15 protein-coding genes and 3 pseudogenes are annotated in these 17,070 nt (G+C 44.6%); 6 read left to right on the forward strand and 12 right to left on the reverse strand.

Annotation, left to right across the window (positions count from 1 at the left end):
• Positions 1–265: 265 nt before the first annotated feature.
• Together IDH41_RS27765 and IDH41_RS27770 are read right to left on the reverse strand one after the other, a co-directional pair.
• Positions 266–760 (reverse strand): hypothetical protein, encoded by a 495-nt coding sequence (locus tag IDH41_RS27765; protein WP_190867014.1) that lies wholly within the window; start codon positions 758–760, stop codon positions 266–268.
• 12 nt (positions 761–772) lie between these two features.
• The gene (locus tag IDH41_RS27770; protein WP_190867016.1) at positions 773–1,543 is read right to left on the reverse strand and encodes a hypothetical protein; all 771 of its coding nucleotides are present in this window, start codon (positions 1,541–1,543) and stop codon (positions 773–775) included.
• A 712-nt stretch (positions 1,544–2,255) separates the two neighbouring features.
• On the opposite strand from IDH41_RS27770, the gene IDH41_RS27775 reads away from it, so the two are divergent.
• The gene (locus IDH41_RS27775) at positions 2,256–3,074 is read left to right on the forward strand and encodes a helix-turn-helix transcriptional regulator (protein ID WP_317890830.1); all 819 of its coding nucleotides are present in this window, start codon (positions 2,256–2,258) and stop codon (positions 3,072–3,074) included.
• Positions 3,075–3,176: 102 nt separating this feature from the next.
• A pseudogene (locus IDH41_RS27780) lies at positions 3,177–4,128 on the forward strand (aldo/keto reductase).
• Positions 4,129–4,628: 500 nt separating this feature from the next.
• On the opposite strand, the pseudogene IDH41_RS27785 reads toward IDH41_RS27780, so the two are convergent.
• The 5 genes and pseudogenes from IDH41_RS27785 to IDH41_RS27805 all read right to left on the reverse strand — a co-directional run.
• A pseudogene (locus IDH41_RS27785) lies at positions 4,629–4,886 on the reverse strand (CD3324 family protein); the annotation flags it as partial.
• Between the two features lie 11 nt (positions 4,887–4,897).
• On the reverse strand, positions 4,898–5,602 hold the full coding sequence (locus IDH41_RS27790) for a hypothetical protein (RefSeq protein WP_190867020.1): 705 nt from the start codon (positions 5,600–5,602) through the stop codon (positions 4,898–4,900).
• A gap of 357 nt (positions 5,603–5,959) precedes the next feature.
• Positions 5,960–6,523, reverse strand: a complete 564-nt coding sequence (locus IDH41_RS27795) for a DUF4256 domain-containing protein (protein ID WP_190867022.1) — start codon at positions 6,521–6,523, stop codon at positions 5,960–5,962.
• 80 nt (positions 6,524–6,603) lie between these two features.
• A complete protein-coding gene (locus IDH41_RS27800) occupies positions 6,604–6,942 on the reverse strand; it encodes a VOC family protein (protein ID WP_190867024.1) in 339 nt (112 codons plus the stop codon).
• Between the two features lie 144 nt (positions 6,943–7,086).
• On the reverse strand, positions 7,087–7,371 hold the full coding sequence (locus tag IDH41_RS27805) for an ABC transporter substrate-binding protein (protein ID WP_190867026.1): 285 nt from the start codon (positions 7,369–7,371) through the stop codon (positions 7,087–7,089).
• A gap of 267 nt (positions 7,372–7,638) precedes the next feature.
• Here IDH41_RS27805 and IDH41_RS27810 point away from each other — a divergent pair, with 267 nt between their 5' ends.
• The 3 genes from IDH41_RS27810 (at position 7,639) to IDH41_RS27820 (ending at position 10,657) form a co-directional block, all read left to right on the forward strand.
• Positions 7,639–8,853 carry an ABC transporter substrate-binding protein gene (locus IDH41_RS27810; protein ID WP_190867028.1) on the forward strand — a complete coding sequence of 405 codons (1,215 nt, stop codon included), beginning with the start codon at positions 7,639–7,641 and terminating at the stop codon, positions 8,851–8,853.
• A gap of 62 nt (positions 8,854–8,915) precedes the next feature.
• Positions 8,916–9,104: a hypothetical protein gene (locus IDH41_RS27815; RefSeq protein ID WP_190867030.1), complete on the forward strand. Its 189-nt coding sequence runs from the start codon at positions 8,916–8,918 to the stop codon at positions 9,102–9,104.
• Positions 9,105–9,352: 248 nt separating this feature from the next.
• Positions 9,353–10,657: an ABC transporter substrate-binding protein gene (locus tag IDH41_RS27820; protein ID WP_190867032.1), complete on the forward strand. Its 1,305-nt coding sequence runs from the start codon at positions 9,353–9,355 to the stop codon at positions 10,655–10,657.
• A gap of 45 nt (positions 10,658–10,702) precedes the next feature.
• On the opposite strand, the gene IDH41_RS27825 is transcribed toward IDH41_RS27820, so the two are convergent.
• From IDH41_RS27825 to IDH41_RS27840, 4 genes are all read right to left on the reverse strand, one after another.
• A complete protein-coding gene (locus tag IDH41_RS27825) occupies positions 10,703–11,401 on the reverse strand; it encodes an SDR family NAD(P)-dependent oxidoreductase (protein WP_190867033.1) in 699 nt (232 codons plus the stop codon).
• Between the two features lie 203 nt (positions 11,402–11,604).
• A complete protein-coding gene (locus IDH41_RS27830; RefSeq protein ID WP_190867035.1) occupies positions 11,605–11,712 on the reverse strand; it encodes a putative holin-like toxin in 108 nt (35 codons plus the stop codon).
• A 549-nt stretch (positions 11,713–12,261) separates the two neighbouring features.
• The gene (locus IDH41_RS27835; protein WP_190867037.1) at positions 12,262–12,930 is read right to left on the reverse strand and encodes an MAE_28990/MAE_18760 family HEPN-like nuclease; all 669 of its coding nucleotides are present in this window, start codon (positions 12,928–12,930) and stop codon (positions 12,262–12,264) included.
• Positions 12,930–13,964, reverse strand: coding sequence for a DUF262 domain-containing protein (locus IDH41_RS27840; protein ID WP_223830127.1), 1,035 nt, complete (start codon positions 13,962–13,964; stop codon positions 12,930–12,932). Before IDH41_RS27840 ends, IDH41_RS27835 begins: the two co-directional genes overlap by 1 nt.
• A gap of 750 nt (positions 13,965–14,714) precedes the next feature.
• Between IDH41_RS27840 and IDH41_RS27845 the strand changes: the two are divergent.
• Positions 14,715–15,528, forward strand: a pseudogene (locus IDH41_RS27845) (IS3 family transposase).
• A 381-nt stretch (positions 15,529–15,909) separates the two neighbouring features.
• On the opposite strand, the gene IDH41_RS27850 reads toward IDH41_RS27845, so the two are convergent.
• Entirely contained in the window at positions 15,910–16,746 is an 837-nt protein-coding gene (locus IDH41_RS27850) for a sulfurtransferase (protein ID WP_190867039.1), read from the reverse strand.
• Between the last annotated feature and the right edge of the window lie 324 nt (positions 16,747–17,070).

Raw genomic sequence — 17,070 nt, forward strand, 5'->3', positions numbered from 1 at the left:
TCTATATCGGGTACCGCCAACAAACGCGGAAACGTACGCTAAGCTTACGTTCTGCCAAGTAATCGCTGGCCGTCGTTCCGGTGACGTATCCATTGTCGGCAGTCGTCAGTATAAAGACTTCGATGAATACCTCGTTCCGAAAGAGAATTGGACACGAATCGAACCCGGAACTACAAAACACCCAGTAAGGTTTTGTTGGCGGTATCCCTGAATAAAATAAGACAATCGTTCCTCCCATAAATGAAGAAACGATTGTCTTATTTATTTACTCTGAAATTTCAAGAAAGAACATAGGTTCATCTTTAAAATACACTTGTACCTGTATTTCCTCTTTACCTATGGTGCTTGTTAGATACTCTTGATCTGATAAATTTAAATGGCTGGCAAATTGAATAATAGGTACAAATATCTTTAGACTGGAGTGTTCTTCCTCGATTATAGAATAACCCTTCACAGCCCCCGTACCACTTTGTCCATAAATTTCTTTTGTTTCACCTTTAAACAGAATACTAAATCCAATTTGGTCGATGGACTCTTTTGGAATATTATTTAACGTCGCTACAATCCCATACTCTACGCCAGTATATGTCCTTGCGTCCTCTTCCATTATAACTGATTTCAATTTGACTTCCACTAAATTAATATTGGATTGGTCTAGTTGAAAGTTAGTAGTCTGTAAAATTTCAGAAGATCGATTACTACAACCTACAATAATGAAGAGAGAAATGATAGACACAAAGGAAAGAAAACGCAAATTCATAACAACTCCCTATTAGTACTTAACATCAACACTCCATTCAATAGCCTTTGGTACTTTAACAGCATCCACATATACGTTTACTGGCGTGTCATATACATACCCCCTGTTGTTACCTTGCGCGTCGAACGCTTGGTACACTTTGGTAATATCTACATATGCTCTTAAACTATCATACTGTATTCCACCATAATAGTTTCTTGAATTATAACTGCTAGATTCCGCTGGACCAGTAAAACTTATAGTTGTTCCCCATGTTCTTTGTATGGTTCCCGTCACTGATCCGGTGAATTGTAAACTAATTACTTTAGCTATCGGTGATTGAAGTCCAGCTTCTCCTCCAATCGTCAAACTTCCCGTAACTGTTGTGGAACTTGTTTTAGTTAGAGTTTTACCTTTTGCAACACTTATCAAGAAAGTTTCATTAGTACGAGGACCAACATCCATAACAAAATTGGATTGACCAGTATATTCAAAGTCCTCACGTATAAGGTAATAGGTCCAACCTGGATTTCGTACAATTGACATTGGGGAAATTTCATTATTGATAATTTGAGTATTAAGTTCTGTGGCTACTTCTGGATTAGATTTTAGCACATCATTTATATTACCTTTCAGCTCCTCGTTTATTTGGACAGAATACACTTGGTTTTCCTTCTGAGTAAAATACTGCACACTTTCAATTTTTTCATTAGACGTCTGTGTTACAATTTCCTCTGCAAATACAGAACTTGATAAACCTAAGAATAGAGACAATATCAACATTAAGGATAAACCTGCTTTCAACTTCAGACATAATTCTCCCATTTTTGGTTTAATTATGAACATGTTTACCGTAATACCTTATATTTACTCTTGGGTAAATGGTTCTTACCTACTGTGTGGATATGCAGAAAATGACGAATAAACAGAGAATGTGCAGTCTGTGTCAGTTTCGCTGGTACAGGGCCTATCAATAGGTTTTTAAATTGCCGAAATAGATAGAAGGAAACAACACACGATGGGAAGCCGCTAGCTAATGGCTTAACATGTGTTATCTCAGTCAAGATCGGTTAGTGCTTACTGCTTCAGTTGATTTCCAATTTCATTCGTGTATCCAGTAATTCTCATCGCAATTTCAGTACGCAATGTTTCCCTAATTTATGCTTAGCGTACGTTTTCCGCGTTTGGTTGGCGGGAGCCCTACTACAAAAAGATCCTCGCCAGCCCAGCCGGCCTCTATCATAAACAAAATTCAATTCAACTATTTCATTTACTTTTAAATTGAATGAAGGCATTACTGCATAATCAGTAAATGAATTATTGTTTAATTTTGAACCATCATATATCATATTCGCGCTTGAATACGAAGACCATTTGCTGGAATTATTTCTTTTATTCAGAATGCATTGAAAGGTAGAGGCTTCCAGTTGGTTAGACAAGCGATAGGTTAGCTAGTAAAATGTTATCGTCATTCTACAGCGATGATTTGTTATCAACCTTCAGGGGGGGATCGTCTGTGACGGTTACGAACAGCAAAGCAAAAGCTATGGGCGCGTTTCTCAAATCGCGCAGGGAACGTCTTTCGCCGGAGGATGCGGGTCTAACGTTCGCCAACGGGCCAAGGAAAACGCCCGGACTGCGGCGCGAGGAAGTCGCCGTACTGGCAGGCGTTAGCGTCACCTACTATACGTGGCTGGAACAAGGACGGGATTTAATCCCATCCAAAGACGTGATCGACAGCATCGCCCAAGCGCTCCGATTATCTCCTGCCGAGAAGAGTCACTTATATCAGCTATGGAATCCTCATGCATCCGAGCTACCTCTTGCGGGCCCGGCCGCCATGAATCCGCAGATGCAGAAGATTATCGATCAACTGGCTTACCCTTCCCATATCACCAACGAGAGGAGCGAAGTTCTCGCTTGGAACAAGGCAGCCCAAGAGATGTTTGCCGACTTCGCTTCCATTCCCGTCCAAGAACGTTATTTCATCCGGTTGTTGTTTGAAGATACGGAAATGCGCCGTCGCATCGTGAATATAGAACAATTCTCGAGGTATTCGGTGGCCGTGTTCCGAACTTACTACGATAAGCACCGGGATGATCCTTGGTACGAGGCGACGGTGGAGAAGCTTATCCGGAGCAGCGCCGAGTTCGAACGAATTTGGAGACAGTACGACATTCAGACCAAAAAAGTAAACCGGATTATTTTACAGCTACCAGGTGTCCGTCAACCCGTTCCTTATGATATCCATTCGTTGGTGAATCTGTCCGGCCGGCCGGATATTCACATCTGCGTTTACACACCGGTTACAGAGGATCCGGATGCTGGCCGTTAATATTTTTACTAGCAAAAGCGTTGTGTGGCTGTCTCGGCAAGGATCGATTAGAATGGGCTCATGCTCGAACGATCCTAAAGCCGGAAATGAGGGAACCCTATGCTGCAATTAAGAAAACTAGGGAACGAAGGACTCGAAGTGTCGGCCATCGGCCTCGGAACGATGATGATGCCTGACAACGATGAATCCGTTCGTACGATTCAGGGAGCGCTGGATGCGGGCGTGACGATGTTCGATACGGCCGACCTTTACGGGACGGAGTACCTGCTCGGGCGGTTCGGGGGAAACGAGAGGCTTGTCGGACGCGCGCTTAAAGGCCGGCGCGACGAGGCCGTTATCGCCACCAAATTCGGAATCACGCACGGTCAAGGTCCGAAAGGAGATCCCGCCTACATCAAGAAATCCGTTGATGCCAGTCTCTATAGCCTGGGACTGGATTACATCGATCTCTATTACCAGCATCGCCCCGACCCCCACCCCCATCGAAGAAACGGTCGGAACGATGGCCGATCTCGTCAAGCAAGGAAAGATCCGATACATCGGTTTGTCGGAGGCGCCGGCCGATATGATCCGAAGAGCTCATGCGGTTCATCCGATTACCGCGGTCGAAACCGAATATTCGCTTTGGAGCCGGGAAGTGGAGGATGAAGTGCTCCCGGTTCTCAAGGAGCTTCGTATCGGCCTAGTCCCTTACAGCCCGCTTGGCCGCGGCTTCCTGACCGGTCAGATCAAGAAATTCGAGGATTTGCCGGAAGACGACTATCGGCGCTATTTCCCGCGGTTCCAAGGCGAGAACTTCGCCAAGAACGTTGAAGTCGTCTCGCTGATTGAGCAAATGGCTTCCCAAAGAGGCTGCCCCCCGGCCCAATTGAGTCTAGCCTGGCTCCTGGCGCAAGGCGAGCAGATCGTGCCGATTCCGGGAACGAAACGATTGGACCGCGTGCAAGAGAACCTTGGCGCGCTGCAAGTGAAGCTGACAGCCGACGATCTGGCAGAGATTGAACGCATATCCCCCAAGGGCGTGGCCGCAGGCAGCCGCTTCGGCGCCTTCTGATAAGACCGCGCTGCCTGTAACGGCAAAGCTAATGGCCATCCTTATCGGATGGCCATTAATCATGCTTTATCAACATAAATAAATACATGTCCATAGTATTTCATGAATCTTTTATACTCGGCATTTCCTCTCAAAACGATGATGGTGGGATAAGCGTTTATTTTGCGCTGTTTTAATAAAGCCAACAACTCCAGCTGCGCGATGCAATAAAACTTTCCTTCGTCATATTGAATAAGAAGCGGTGTTGGCGGGGATGTCTCAATATCACTTTCGCCTGCAAAACTGTCCCCGATATCGCAATCTTCGCGCTGGATGAGGCGCAATGGAAACTTAACGACTCCGAAATAGAGAGAATCTTTCTTCAAGAGATCGTTTGCAGTGGGAGCAGCTTCCCGAGTAAGCAGCAAGTAGCATTGAACCCACTCTTCGATCATCCCGGCACTCGCATAATGTACAGCTGATTCTAGTGTCGGAGAATAGGTTAGAGCCTTATCGTGATTTTTCGAATAAATGATTTTCTTAATGGAATCCAAGGATAAGAAATATTCGTCCGCAAGCTCCGAAACCGTGAGCCCATGAGCGTATTTATTGCGAATCATGCGATTGCGCTGCTGCAGTTGATGGCGGAAGCCGGACGTTTCGCCCCAAGCCCTTTTCCCCTCCCCGGAGGGGATATAAAGAAGTTTTCCTGCCGCGTATTTCTGGATTTCCTTCAAAAGTTCCTTTGGGATGATATCACCGGCATTCTCATATTTCATCGTATCACCATCTACAAGGCGTATATGCGATTTTTCAGTTCGCTGACGGATTTCATGATGGACGCGCAGGACTCCGTGTCGTCAATCGATGCATGCCAACGCAAGACATCGATCCCTTTATAATAAGCCATACATAAAAATCTCTCCTGGAAATCCGGTATGACGATGCTTCTTTTCTTGCAGTACTCAAACAACAATTCCGGAATGCGCAAATACGGCTTATTCAAATCCATTATGGCAAAGTCGATGAGGAAATCGCAGACGCCGGATCTGCTCCAATCAGGGAACCCGGCCGTCGTCTTGCCGTCCGTGATCATAATCTCGAAAAACGTATTGTTATTCACCAAATAACGTTTTCCTTCGCAATAGGAAATTCTCTCCTTCATTTCGTGCATGTATTGTTCGAAAAACTCACGCTCAAGCACGGTTGTCTCGAACATCTCCTTCCAATTATACCAGTACCCCTCTTGATGTTCTGCGAATGTCTCGATCACAAACTCCTCACAGGTGCCATATTCCGGTTTGCATTCCTCGTCAAACTCGCCATAGCCCTCTACCCCCGTTATATCGGAGGAATGAATTTCCAAGATCTTGTCAAAGAACATCTCGTGGCAAGCTACAAACTGTTCCGGTGTCAATTGATCGGCGATAAATCCGTTCGGCGTCATGCTTACCTTGTCGGAGAGCATAGATTTAAGAATATGGTCCTTGCCCATCGTTGTATCTCCCTTTCCATTTTTCATTTAGTATTCATCAGGTGCGCATCTGATCTAAGGTTAGGATATCATTGGAATTACACGGGATATAGGCAATGAATTTCTTAAATCAACTTTACACCGTTCTCCACCTGTATTTTGAGCACAAAAAACCGACTGCCGGTGGGAATCGGCTCTGGATTAGTATTTAAAATTGCGCTTCATTGCACCGTCAGCTCACCGCGCTTCGAAATCTCAATCAAATCATCCGTCGAATACAACCTCCCTTGCTCGATTCATTACACATCGTTAGACCGCGAAAATAAGCCCATGCCAGCTCCCTAGCATGAGCGTCAAACTTAGATGATCCGCTATTTTTCAGACCCTGAGCGAGCCGCGGAACCCCCTGGCACCATAATAGGATTCCGCGCCGTTATGATACACGAACACCTTGCCGTAGCGGAAGTCGCCAAAGATAGCGCCGCCGAGTTCTCTAATCTCGGGGGGCGTTTTCACCCAACTCGATGTTTTCGTATCGAATTTACCAAGTTTCTGCAGCTCCCGATACTGTTCTTCCGTCAACAGCTCGATGCCCATGGCAGCCGCCATCTCGATAGCGCTGGTTTTCGGTTTATGTTCTTTCCTTGACTCAAGGGCTTCGCCGTCGTAACAAACGCTTCTGCGGCCTTTGGGACTTTCCGCCGAACAGTCATAATAAAGATATTCGCCCGTCTCTTCATCCAGACGAACGACATCCGGTTCGCCGCCGGTACTTTCCATTTCATGGAGCGACCACAGTTTATCCGTACTGGCTTCCAGCCTTTCCTGCACATTAGCCCATTCCATGCCTTCATGGCGGTTCATGTTTTTCTCGAAACGTATCTTCAATGCCCGGAGCAGTTCTTCGCGTTGTTCCGGTGCCAGCTCTCTTATTTCATTCATATTCATGATACCTCCTTGTGCGAGAAACTTCATATTAATGACACCATACTCCGTTATCTGCACAGTTAGGCTGTTCTTATTTAAGCCAGAACCTCTACCGTAAAACCGCCCGGAGCCTCAACATAGAATGTCCAGCCATGCGCCCTTTGCGGCGGCGCGACGTCGAAGCCATCGTCCTTCAAGCGTTGATTGATCTCATTCACCTTCTCTTCGCTCTCCTGCACAAAACCGATATGAAACGTAGCCGGATAGCTGACTTGGGTGCCTTTCATTAAAGTGAGCACGAGCCCATCGTCATCAAACAGCGCTGCGAATGCATTCCCGCGTTCTCCCCCGACTTTTAATCCGAAGTATTTCTGCAAAAACGCCCGAGCCGCCGCAACGTCCGTTACCGTAAGGTTCACATGATTAAGCTTCACCAGCCGCACTCCCTCTCAAAGTGGTTTATTCTTACTAATCGTACCACTTTCATGCAAGTGGGAATCTTTCGTCTGTTCAATGTTGTTATCGCAGTCGAAACCTTCACGATTAAGTTTAATCTTTCAATCAGTCTCTAGCGGAACTCAGGCCTTGCCAAGCATGCGTTCAAGCACATCGTCGATCATTTTGCTGTTGGCAATGGTGCCGGTATACAGCCAGCTTCGCCGATTGTCGAAGTCATAGAAGTTGCCGTTCGCTACGGCCGGAATGCCTGCCCACAGCGGATTAGCGAGCAGATCGTCCCTGCTCTCCTCGCTTGTGTTCACAATAAACAGATGATCGGCCTCCAGGCCGGCAAGCACCTCCAGGGACAATGAGGCCGCCGATTGACTTCCGAATTTCTCCTGGAGCTGCGCCTTCGCTTCCATTGAGAACTATTATCATACTCTGCAAGGTTTATTTTACCTGCATGAGGGTTTCTATCAACCTTATATAGCGGCTTCGAAATGCCAGCCCTGCGTCACGGCCCGCGTAATGGTTACAGTTCACGCAAAAGTAGCTTCGGAAAATACCAATCGCTTTTTCGTGCTCAAACTCTTGAATCTAGCTGCGATGGACTTTAAAATACACTTATTGTCAGTTTTTATCAAAGAGAGTAAATATTGGAGTTAAAAAGAATATTGGAGGTTTATGAAGTGTTTTTATTGTTGAACCGAGCGTTATTATTACTGCTAATCGTAATGTTATTAGCCTCTTGTACGAATAGTGAAGAAAAAGAATTATTGGAATTGGATACCCCCATCCGCATCGCTTATTTCTCGGAACAAAATTTTAAAAATCGATATGCCAGTTTAATAGAGAATGATGCCAAATTTTCGAACTTAACATATGAAATTGTGCCAACGTCTGAATTAATAAAAGGAACCATAGATATTGACGAATGGATGAAAGGAAATAACTTCGACATTATCTATGCTCCTGGATTGCAGTTAGAACAATTTGTAGAAAGAGATAAACTCGTGCATTTAGATAGTCCGGCTTGGAAGTCTGACCTATCTATGGAATCCTTTGATAAAACCGCAATTGAATTATCGAAATTGTACGGAAAAGGAGAAGTCTATGGAATTCCTCCCGGAGTAGAAGGGCGATCCATAATATTCAATAAAAAAATATTCGACCAATATAAGATTCCCTATCCAGATGACTATTTGACATGGAACGAATTTATTGATTTAGCTATGCAGTTCCAAGGATTCGGGTTAACGGTACCGATGGAAAGCGGATTTGAACTTATTTGGGAAATTGGTCAAACCAATAATCTTTCTATTTATCGGGCTAACCCTCTATCTATTTCATATAATACCGAACCTTGGAGCAAGATATGGGAACGCGTACATATGGCATTAACGACAGACGTAATAAAAACAGGAGATTATTTCTTATCCACGTTTTTGGAAGGAAATACGGCAATGTCGCTTATTACTAATAGACAGTATATCGAGTTAAGCAGGAAAAATCCAACCTTTGATTGGGGAATCGTTACTGCGCCAGTAGCAGAAGACGGAAACCGAGCTACGAAGCAAATGTATGCGGACGGTTTTTATGCGATATCGGCAACGTCTCCTCATCATGATGCCGCTAAAGAATGGCTGAACTTTTTAATGTCAGGCAAATCGATTGAATTAGACCGTCTCTCGGGACATTACGGAGCAGATACAAAGCATAGCAGTCATACAAATCCATTTAAAGAAGCATTGTTTAAGCTAAAACCTCAAAAGAAAGAGATGCTTCCTTATGAATATTTGCAAATAGGGGAAGAAGGGTTGCAGCGTTTGTTAACAGAGTCTGTTTCAACTGAAGAAGTTCTGAACTCTATTCAGGCTAAGGCTTCGGAATTAGCAAAGGAATAGTTCTTTAAGTATCAACGGAGCGCGCCCGTTATACATATAAATTGTTTGAGGAGTGTTTTAGAGTGAAGAAAAAACTTGTTTTGACATCCATGGCGTTGACTCTTGCTAGTAGTTTTGCAATTATGCCTGCATTTGCTGCTGTCGATCCCACTGCCTCGGTTAACTCTATGTTATCTTCTTTAGGCGGGTCAACCGTGACAGCAGAGGCATACACACAAAGTCTTCATCTTGATTTAAAAAAATCAATTTGAATGCGGTGCTCAAAACTGGAACAAAAACGGTTTCTGATGATGTCGTGTCAGGAAATCCTAGCGCTGAGTGGATAAAACAAGGACTAGACAGCGCCAAAAGCCATACTCTCAATGTAGCATCTCGCTCATATTACACGGATGGTACAAAGAGCGATCAGATTTATTCTTCGTCCACTTGGTAATTTAGATGGCGGGGTTAGCCCCGCCTGTTTTTACATATAAATACAGGTAATGTTTTGGAGGATTGAATGAACAAGAAGTTTTGTTTGATGGGGGTTGCCCTTATATTTGTCAATCTACTAGCAGGATGTCAGCAGTCTGAGAAACAGCAACCGATAACCCTTACGATTAACTATCCATCGGAGAAAATGTTTTATGAACGAGTGGGTCTTGCATTTGAAGCCAGGTATCCTCATATCAAGATTAAAGTAATCGAGAAACGACAGGTAGAAGAGAATGATGACTCTTCGTTAGATATTATTTTTATGAGGAATCTACAGGAATACGAAAAAATTTCGAGCCTGGGTTACTTATCTGAACTTACTCCCTATTTTACAAGCAGCGAGCAAAAAGAAATGAATATCAATGAAATCACAACTACCATGATTAGGTCTAAAAGCGATGAAAAACTGTTTGGTCTCGCCCCAGCATTTCAAAGCCATGTTATTTATTTCAATAAATCATTATTTGATACATACAAAATCCCTTATCCCTTCGACGGTATGACTTGGAAGGAACTATTCAATCTTGCACAGTTGTTTCCTGAAACAGACTCTCAAGGCGAGAGAATATACGGTTACAGTACAAACTACTATGAGCATATAGCATTTGCAAGTTTTCTAAGAGCAGGACAAACAGAAGGACTTGCATTTATAGACCCAAATACGCTCGAACTTACAATAAATACGAATGAATGGAAAGCGATTGGCGAATACATCATTGAAGCTTTCCGAAGCGGGAAAATATTAGCCGCCGAGGAAGGAAGCAGCGATACCTTCCAACACTCACCCATTATAACCGGCAGATCAGCAATGGAATTATCTGGACAAACAACCGCTTATAATTTTGATAACGTTGTCCAACAATACGGAATGAAACCCATTCAATGGGGAATGGTTACCGTGCCGGTAAGTTCAGTAGATTCTAGCTCCTCAGACTACTACCAGATCAACGAAATATATGGGCTCTCTCTTGGTTCTTTACATAAAGATGAGGCTTGGAAATTTATTAAGTTTATTGTGAGTGACATCGAATATTATAAAAAAAACCAGAACACGATTATGAATTATGGAATTCCTGCTAATGTTGAATTATTGGCTCCAATTACTGGACAAGACTTGAAACCGTTATTTTCATTAAAACCGAAGAAATATTATGTTAATCCTTATGAAAAAGTCCACTATGATATTGTTAATGGGTTTAAAGAATATGGTCAAACTCTATTCGAGCAAGTCATTCATGGAGATTTGACGTTAGATCAAGCTTTTGAAGCGTTAGAATCGGAAGGGCAATTGAAAGTTAACCAAATAAAAGAACAATTAGAAAACTCCTGACTCCAGCATAATTAACCGGTTGACCGGTAGCTTCGATTTAACTCCCTATGGAGTCAATACTCTTTTTACAATTTTTTTCGCAACATCCCGTGCCTGCTTTAATGTACCGTTTTCCCTGGCTTCCCTGAAAAAGGAAGCGATGGGTAGCCGTGCTTCGTTGCGAGCTACAGCCTGCATATCGGTGTCAATCATCCCCGGATCAACCGTATATATCGTTAACGCTTTATGTTTTTCAAGCTGTATGCAAGAGGTGAACATATTTAACGCCGCTTTGGTAGCGCAATAGATACTCATCCCCGCTGCCGGCTGTTTAGCTGAACCCGAAGAAATGTTGACAATGGTCCTATGAATATTCCACTTTTCCGTTTGTTGCAATAAAGACTGGGTCAATACGATCGGTGCCAACAAGTTGATGTGCACATTTCTTACAGCTTCTTCAGCCGAGAAGCCATCTACAGGACCAAGCGGAGTCACTTGAGCTCCATTATTAATCAATGTAATCGACTCTAGTCCTTCATCCGGAATCCAGTTCAGTATTCCATGAATGAAAGCTGGAATCTCCTCTGTATTTTGTAAATCAAATTTCTCGAAATGTATGGTACAGCCCTGTTGAGCGGCAAGTTCGTCCAACGAATCATTATAATTCCTGGCTATGCAAATGATCAAATGGTCGGGTTTCATCAGTTGTTTGCAAATCTCCAGACCTAATCCGCGTGATGATCCTGTAACAATGAACGCTCTCAACGATACCGCCTCTTTTCAAATTATTCATTTTGAGCAACGCTCATATAATCTCCTTGTTGCACGTATAAACAGGGATAGTTATAATAAAACTAAAGAAGGAGCCGTGCGACCAACACGACTCCTTGGCACAGTAAACCGCTTCAAAGGCGGTCGGCTTCGGTATTGCGATCAGAAATAGACCGCTGACCTTGCAGGGGGGCGGTCTATTTCTTTTGGTTAATTGCTGCGACGATGGCAACAATCAGCGTCAGCAGCGCTACAATAAGCGCACCAAAACCGATCATCAACGTCAAAGCATCTTTAACCTCCATGGGCATCCCTCCCTTCACTGAGAGGTAGCCGACCACCCTTGCAAGCCGTTCTATGTGCTTGTCTTATTATAGCATAATTTGTAAGAAGCACAGTGTGAAATTCTGATCTTCTCCCTTTTTGTACAACGGTTGTTGAATCGATGTTAATCGATCTTACTTTCAATTCTGGGTTTCCTAAAAGTACTTTCAGAGAAAGCGTGTTGATTTTTCGCGTTTACTTCGACACTCTATGCCCAACGAAAAGAAGTACATCGCCACATGAGCGATGTACTTCAATTTTATACTATATTCCAGCCTAATCCTTCTCCTCATCCCCCGTCGCAATTGGATTCCCCTCATACGTAATCCAATCGCTCCAGCTTCTTACTCCTCCACGAACCCCTATGCTTAAATAGTTCCAAGCCGAAAAAGTAGGGGTTCCGATCAGCGCGGCGGGAATGCCCCCGATGATATGTCAGTGACCATGTGCAACGATCACAAGGTAGCACCCGGAGGGACCTAAGTAGGCTACAACATTGTTGTTTGCAGCCTGTTGGCATGTTGTTGACACTACTGTTCTCTGATATATTTCTTTTCGACCAAGTAATCTTCAAAAACAGCAATAATATATGAACAAAGTTCACTTATTACTTCAAATCTTCTTTCTAAATCATCAAATGAAAATCTCCTGCCCACTTCTTCAGGCGTCTCTTCTCCATGGGCGATTTTGTTTCGTTTCTCTACTATTTCATTCAAAATACCACCAGAATCTACTCTTGGTAGTATTGGTTTTTCAATACAGAAACTCTTCCAAATGCTTTGAAGTTGAGCATACCTAATATTTTTCCCATCTGTAGGCATGAGGTTATTACTTATGTTAACTATCTCCTCAGATGAAATGCTTGAAAGAATTTTCCATCTCTTTTCCCACTTTTTGTCTGATCCTATTTGGAATAAAGCATTAAAATCCCCATCAAGTATCAGACTAAACAAAAGTGGTTTTAAATCTATATATTTATAACTCTGATTATTAATCTCGTTGATACATGTTGACACTGTATTCTTCACAGTATATTCCACAACTCCATAAAGGTAAACGAAGAAGAGCCCGCGCTGAGCTAAAACGTAAGAAGGTTCTATAGTAAGCGTGTGCTCTGTCCCATAACTCTTTATATGATTCAAATATTCCCTAACTTGAACTAATCGAGCGGCTGATTCTCTCTGAACGTGTTGGAACATTACCTACCCTCAAATTTCTCTTGGCAGTACTCAATTCGACTTTTCACTCTTGGTCTTGAATTAGTGGCACCTGATGTCAACTCTGTCAACTCATCATTTTTGATCCACTCTTCAATTCCATCGGTTTGAATCGTTCCGGTATTCTTTAATGCTAATGCAGCCCCAACTGTAACTGCCTCATATAGATTGAATGGTGTCGTGCTTCTTCCTCTCCGTATCCCATTAGGCAGAGCCTTATTAAGAGCATAAAAAACCTTTTTGAAGACATCTTCATTCTCACTGTATTTAAACTTCTTTGTGGCACCCTTCATATAGCTGTTTAAGAAATCAACCACACTATGATCAAAAGCACTGTAATTATTTAAATAGGCAAAGAACCTTAAAACCATTTCCTCTCTTGTTCCGTCATTCTCTTTGGGATCGGGCAATCGAACAACTCGTTTAAAGTCCTCATTACCAGCCAACTCTTTTAAAAAGTCATTAAACTTCCCTCTGAAGATACAGCTTCGTATTTCTTGATCTGACAATTTAATTCCACCTGTATTAAGTCGTTCAAAAAGGTCAAACCGCACATCTAAATCGCTTTTATCACTGAGTGTAGTCACTTTCAAAGGTTTCAGAGCGAATGCTAACTGTATTGCCTTGCTTAAATCGCTAAATTTTTTACCGTTAAGTTCAGAAAACTTTTTAAGTCCCGAAATAACCAAGGAATCTTTTAGGTTCAGTTTTTCTCTTGTCTCATCTTCCGCAGCAAAGTGAATTATCGAACTTATTCGTTGTACTCCATCAATAAGCTCCCAGCTTCCATCTGGATTTGTTGCCATGAATATACTCGGTATCGGCACCCCAAGAAATATAGATTCTATAAGACTGGATTGTCTCTCTGGCTCCCAGCGAAATTGCCTCTGGTAGTCTGGAGCAATGTCAATCAAGCCATCACCAACCATACTGATAATTTCCTTTACGCTTATATCAAATGTATTAAAATCAACTTTTCTCTTCTGTTCGTTTAGTTGTTGTTCAAGTGTACTCAACTAACTCACCCCTTATTAAATGGTTCAATCTGCTGCATACGGTTGATTAATAAATATTTCTATATCCACCACTAAAGTTCCTTCTGACAACGTGTCAATAAAAAAGTCCGTTATTGTCCTTGGAGCAGCCATAATGGTATATGTGACTTAATTCAAATTATGCCCGTTTATAATTATTTTAGCTACTTCAAAACGCCCACAACACATCCATTTTGTATTGAGCTTTTGCGAAGCATAATGGCTAACATTGTCTGGTGATTATTCGCGATAACAATAGGTATTTCGGGAAAACGTTGGTGAGGTTACAACTGCAGCCACAGTTTTTGTCCACGCAGGAAAAACCGCCGCGTCAGATGTTTCGCTTAGCGAACAGCGGCAAAAGGGACTGACTCAGCGAGTTCTCCGTTTTTTGGAGTCGTCTTGCTAACGTTGCGTCAGTCTGCTGAAAGGCCAAGAACCTTCTTCAAGCTTGTTGCCGCCAAGATGCTCCCCGGTTTGTTCTCTGCCGTTCCTTGCTTCGTGACAGTCAGCGTCCTTGGTATGGCGTGACACTTCCCTGTTTTTCGGCGCTGCCCCTCTATCCACAGGTGATTGACAACCAGATTTTTGGCATACAATTGAAACTCATTTTGAAGTTAGACTGAATAGTAGACACAGTTTATACTAGAATCAACAGCAGAGAAGAGGAGACTGTGTCACATGAAAAAACCTGTGTATGACGAAGCGTTTAAGAAACAGGCGGTTTAGCATATTAAAGAAAGCGGTAAGCCGGTGGCGGAAGTCGCCCGCGAACTGAAGGTGAACGACAACACGTTGTACGGATAGATGAAGAAGTATGGCAGTGAGCCGGAGATCGTTGCGGCGCAAGCGTTTAAGTCCGAAGATCATCGATTCAGAGAACTACAAAAGCAAATTCGCGATCTACAAGAGGAGAACGAAATCTTAAAAAAGGCGATGCACTTCTTCGCGAAAGACCGTCGGTAAAATTTGCTTTCATCCACGAACACCGCTCCGAGTACCGACTGGAGAAGATGTGCTGAAACAAGAAATTAAGGCCCGTAAGCCCAATGAAAAATGGGTAACGGACATCACCTACGTAGCGACCGAAGAAGGCTGGTTGTACCTTGCCAGCGTGATGGATCTGTACTCCCGTAAGATCATCGGCTGGCACATGAGCGACCGCATGACGAAGGAACTGGTACTGCAAGCGCTCAGGCAGGCTCACGGCCGTCAGCGGCCCAATGGTGAGGTGCTGCACCATTCCGACCGCGGAAGCCAGTATGCCTCTCACGATTACCAGAAACAGCTCAAGCTCTATTCCATGATCGGGAGCATGAGCCGCAAAGGCAACTGCTACGTCAATGCCTGCATCGAATCTTTTCATAGCATCATAAAAAAAGAACTCATCTATCTAAACAAGTACGAAACCCGTGCGGAAGCCAAGAAAAGCATATTCGAGTACATTGAAGTATTTTACAACAATGAACGTATTCATTCATCGATTGGGTACAACACACCATCTGATTTTGAATACCAATATTACTTTAATGCAATAAATCGTTAAATTATGTGTCTACTATCTTGACAGAGGTTTTGTCCATCTTGCCCACTATTAACCTCAAACAGGAACAAAAGCGCTGCCATGCAGGAGGAGTGGCTGAATAATAATTCAAGAGCAAGCAAGAGAAGCCAAGCGAGTACCCATGCTGTGGCTGAATCTATGCTTGCTCTTGCTGTTCCTGCGTTCGGCTCCGGCGGTTGCTGGACTGATGGGCATCCTGATCCGACTGCCGTACTGTGGTTGGCTCCGGGGTTTCTGTAACTGCTTTCGTCGAGTTCTTGTTTGCAGGCTGTTGACAGAAAAGCCCAAGGAGGGCTGCGACAGGTCATTTCCTCCTAACCTGTCACAGCCCCAAAACCCGCGTCCGACACGACCTCTCGGCTCTTACTCTTCCCCCGTTGCCACCGCGTTCCCCTCATAGCTAATCCAATCGCTCCAGCTCCCCGCATATAGCCGAACCTTGCTAAACCCCGCTTCCTGAAGCGCAATCACGTTCGGCGTCGCCGTTACGCCCGAGCCGCAGTAGACGATGAGCTCGCGGTCGCGGTCCAGGTCGGCGAAGCGCTCGACTTGCGCAGCTTCGTTCTTCCAGGCGCCCGATTCCGTCAGGCCGTCCTTCCAAAAGCGGTTGATCGCGCCCGGGATATGGCCCGCCACCTTGTCGAGCGGCTCCACCTCGCCCCGATAGCGCGGCGCTTCGCGCGAGTCGATCAGCGTCACGCGTTCGTCGCCGAGCCGCTCCTTCACTTCATCCATCTCCACCAGCATGTTATGCTGGACCGTGGCCAGGAACTTGGCCGGGACGATCACCTTCTGCTCCGCCGAGACCGGGAACCCCGCGTTCGTCCAAGCCGTGAAGCCTTCGTCCATCACATAGACCTGCTCGTGGCCAAGGTACTTGAGCAGCCACCACAGGCGGGAAGCCATCGCGCCGCCCTGATCGTCATATGCGACGACGCGCGACTCATTGCCGATGCCGGCGCGGCTGAACGCCACCGTCAACTCGAAAATATCCGGCAGCGGGTGGCGTCCGCCATGCTCGTCCACCGGCGCAGACAGATCCTTCTCCAGATCCAGATAGACCGCTCCCGGAATGTGCGAAGCCTCGTACAGCTCGCGTCCCGCATCCGGCTTGCCCATCAGGAAGCGGCAATCGACGATGACGATGTCCGGCTCGTACATGCGGGCCAGCACCCATTTTAACGATACGATATTGTTCATTCAGCTCTCCGTCCTCTCTATGGCCATACTCGCGTTTAATTGTACGTTCAACCCTAATCCCTATTATATAGGCGAGCATAGTTGAAGGACAAACAAAGGAGTGGTTGCGGAACGAATCTTGCATGATGGATCGTGCTGAGGCTTCGCCTAGCCGTTCCGACGAGGGCTCCTCACACGACTTTCCCCCGACCTCTTGCTGCGAGCGGTTTGACGAAAAGACAAAAGAGAGCTGCGGCAGCCTGCCTTCCGGCAACCTGTCGCAGCCCCCAAATCCACGATCGACGCGGTCTAATGCCTGCGTCTACGATCAATCTATATTGGATT

Origin of the sequence: Paenibacillus arenilitoris (assembly GCF_014705655.1) — a bacterium.
GTDB classification, from domain to species: Bacteria; Bacillota; Bacilli; order Paenibacillales; family Paenibacillaceae; genus Pristimantibacillus; species Pristimantibacillus arenilitoris.

Coding starts and splice junctions, on each gene's coding strand:
- IDH41_RS27765 (WP_190867014.1), bottom strand. CDS start 760: ATGAATTTGCGTTTTCTTTCCTTTGTGTCTATCATTTCTCTCTTCATT.
- IDH41_RS27790 (WP_190867020.1), bottom strand. CDS start 5,602: ATGGGCAAGGACCATATTCTTAAATCTATGCTCTCCGACAAGGTAAGC.
- IDH41_RS27795 (WP_190867022.1), bottom strand. CDS start 6,523: ATGAATGAAATAAGAGAGCTGGCACCGGAACAACGCGAAGAACTGCTC.
- IDH41_RS27850 (WP_190867039.1), bottom strand. CDS start 16,746: ATGAACAATATCGTATCGTTAAAATGGGTGCTGGCCCGCATGTACGAG.
- IDH41_RS27805 (WP_190867026.1), bottom strand. CDS start 7,371: ATGGAAGCGAAGGCGCAGCTCCAGGAGAAATTCGGAAGTCAATCGGCG.
- IDH41_RS27830 (WP_190867035.1), bottom strand. CDS start 11,712: ATGGAGGTTAAAGATGCTTTGACGTTGATGATCGGTTTTGGTGCGCTT.
- IDH41_RS27820 (WP_190867032.1), top strand. CDS start 9,353: ATGAACAAGAAGTTTTGTTTGATGGGGGTTGCCCTTATATTTGTCAAT.
- IDH41_RS27835 (WP_190867037.1), bottom strand. CDS start 12,930: ATGTTCCAACACGTTCAGAGAGAATCAGCCGCTCGATTAGTTCAAGTT.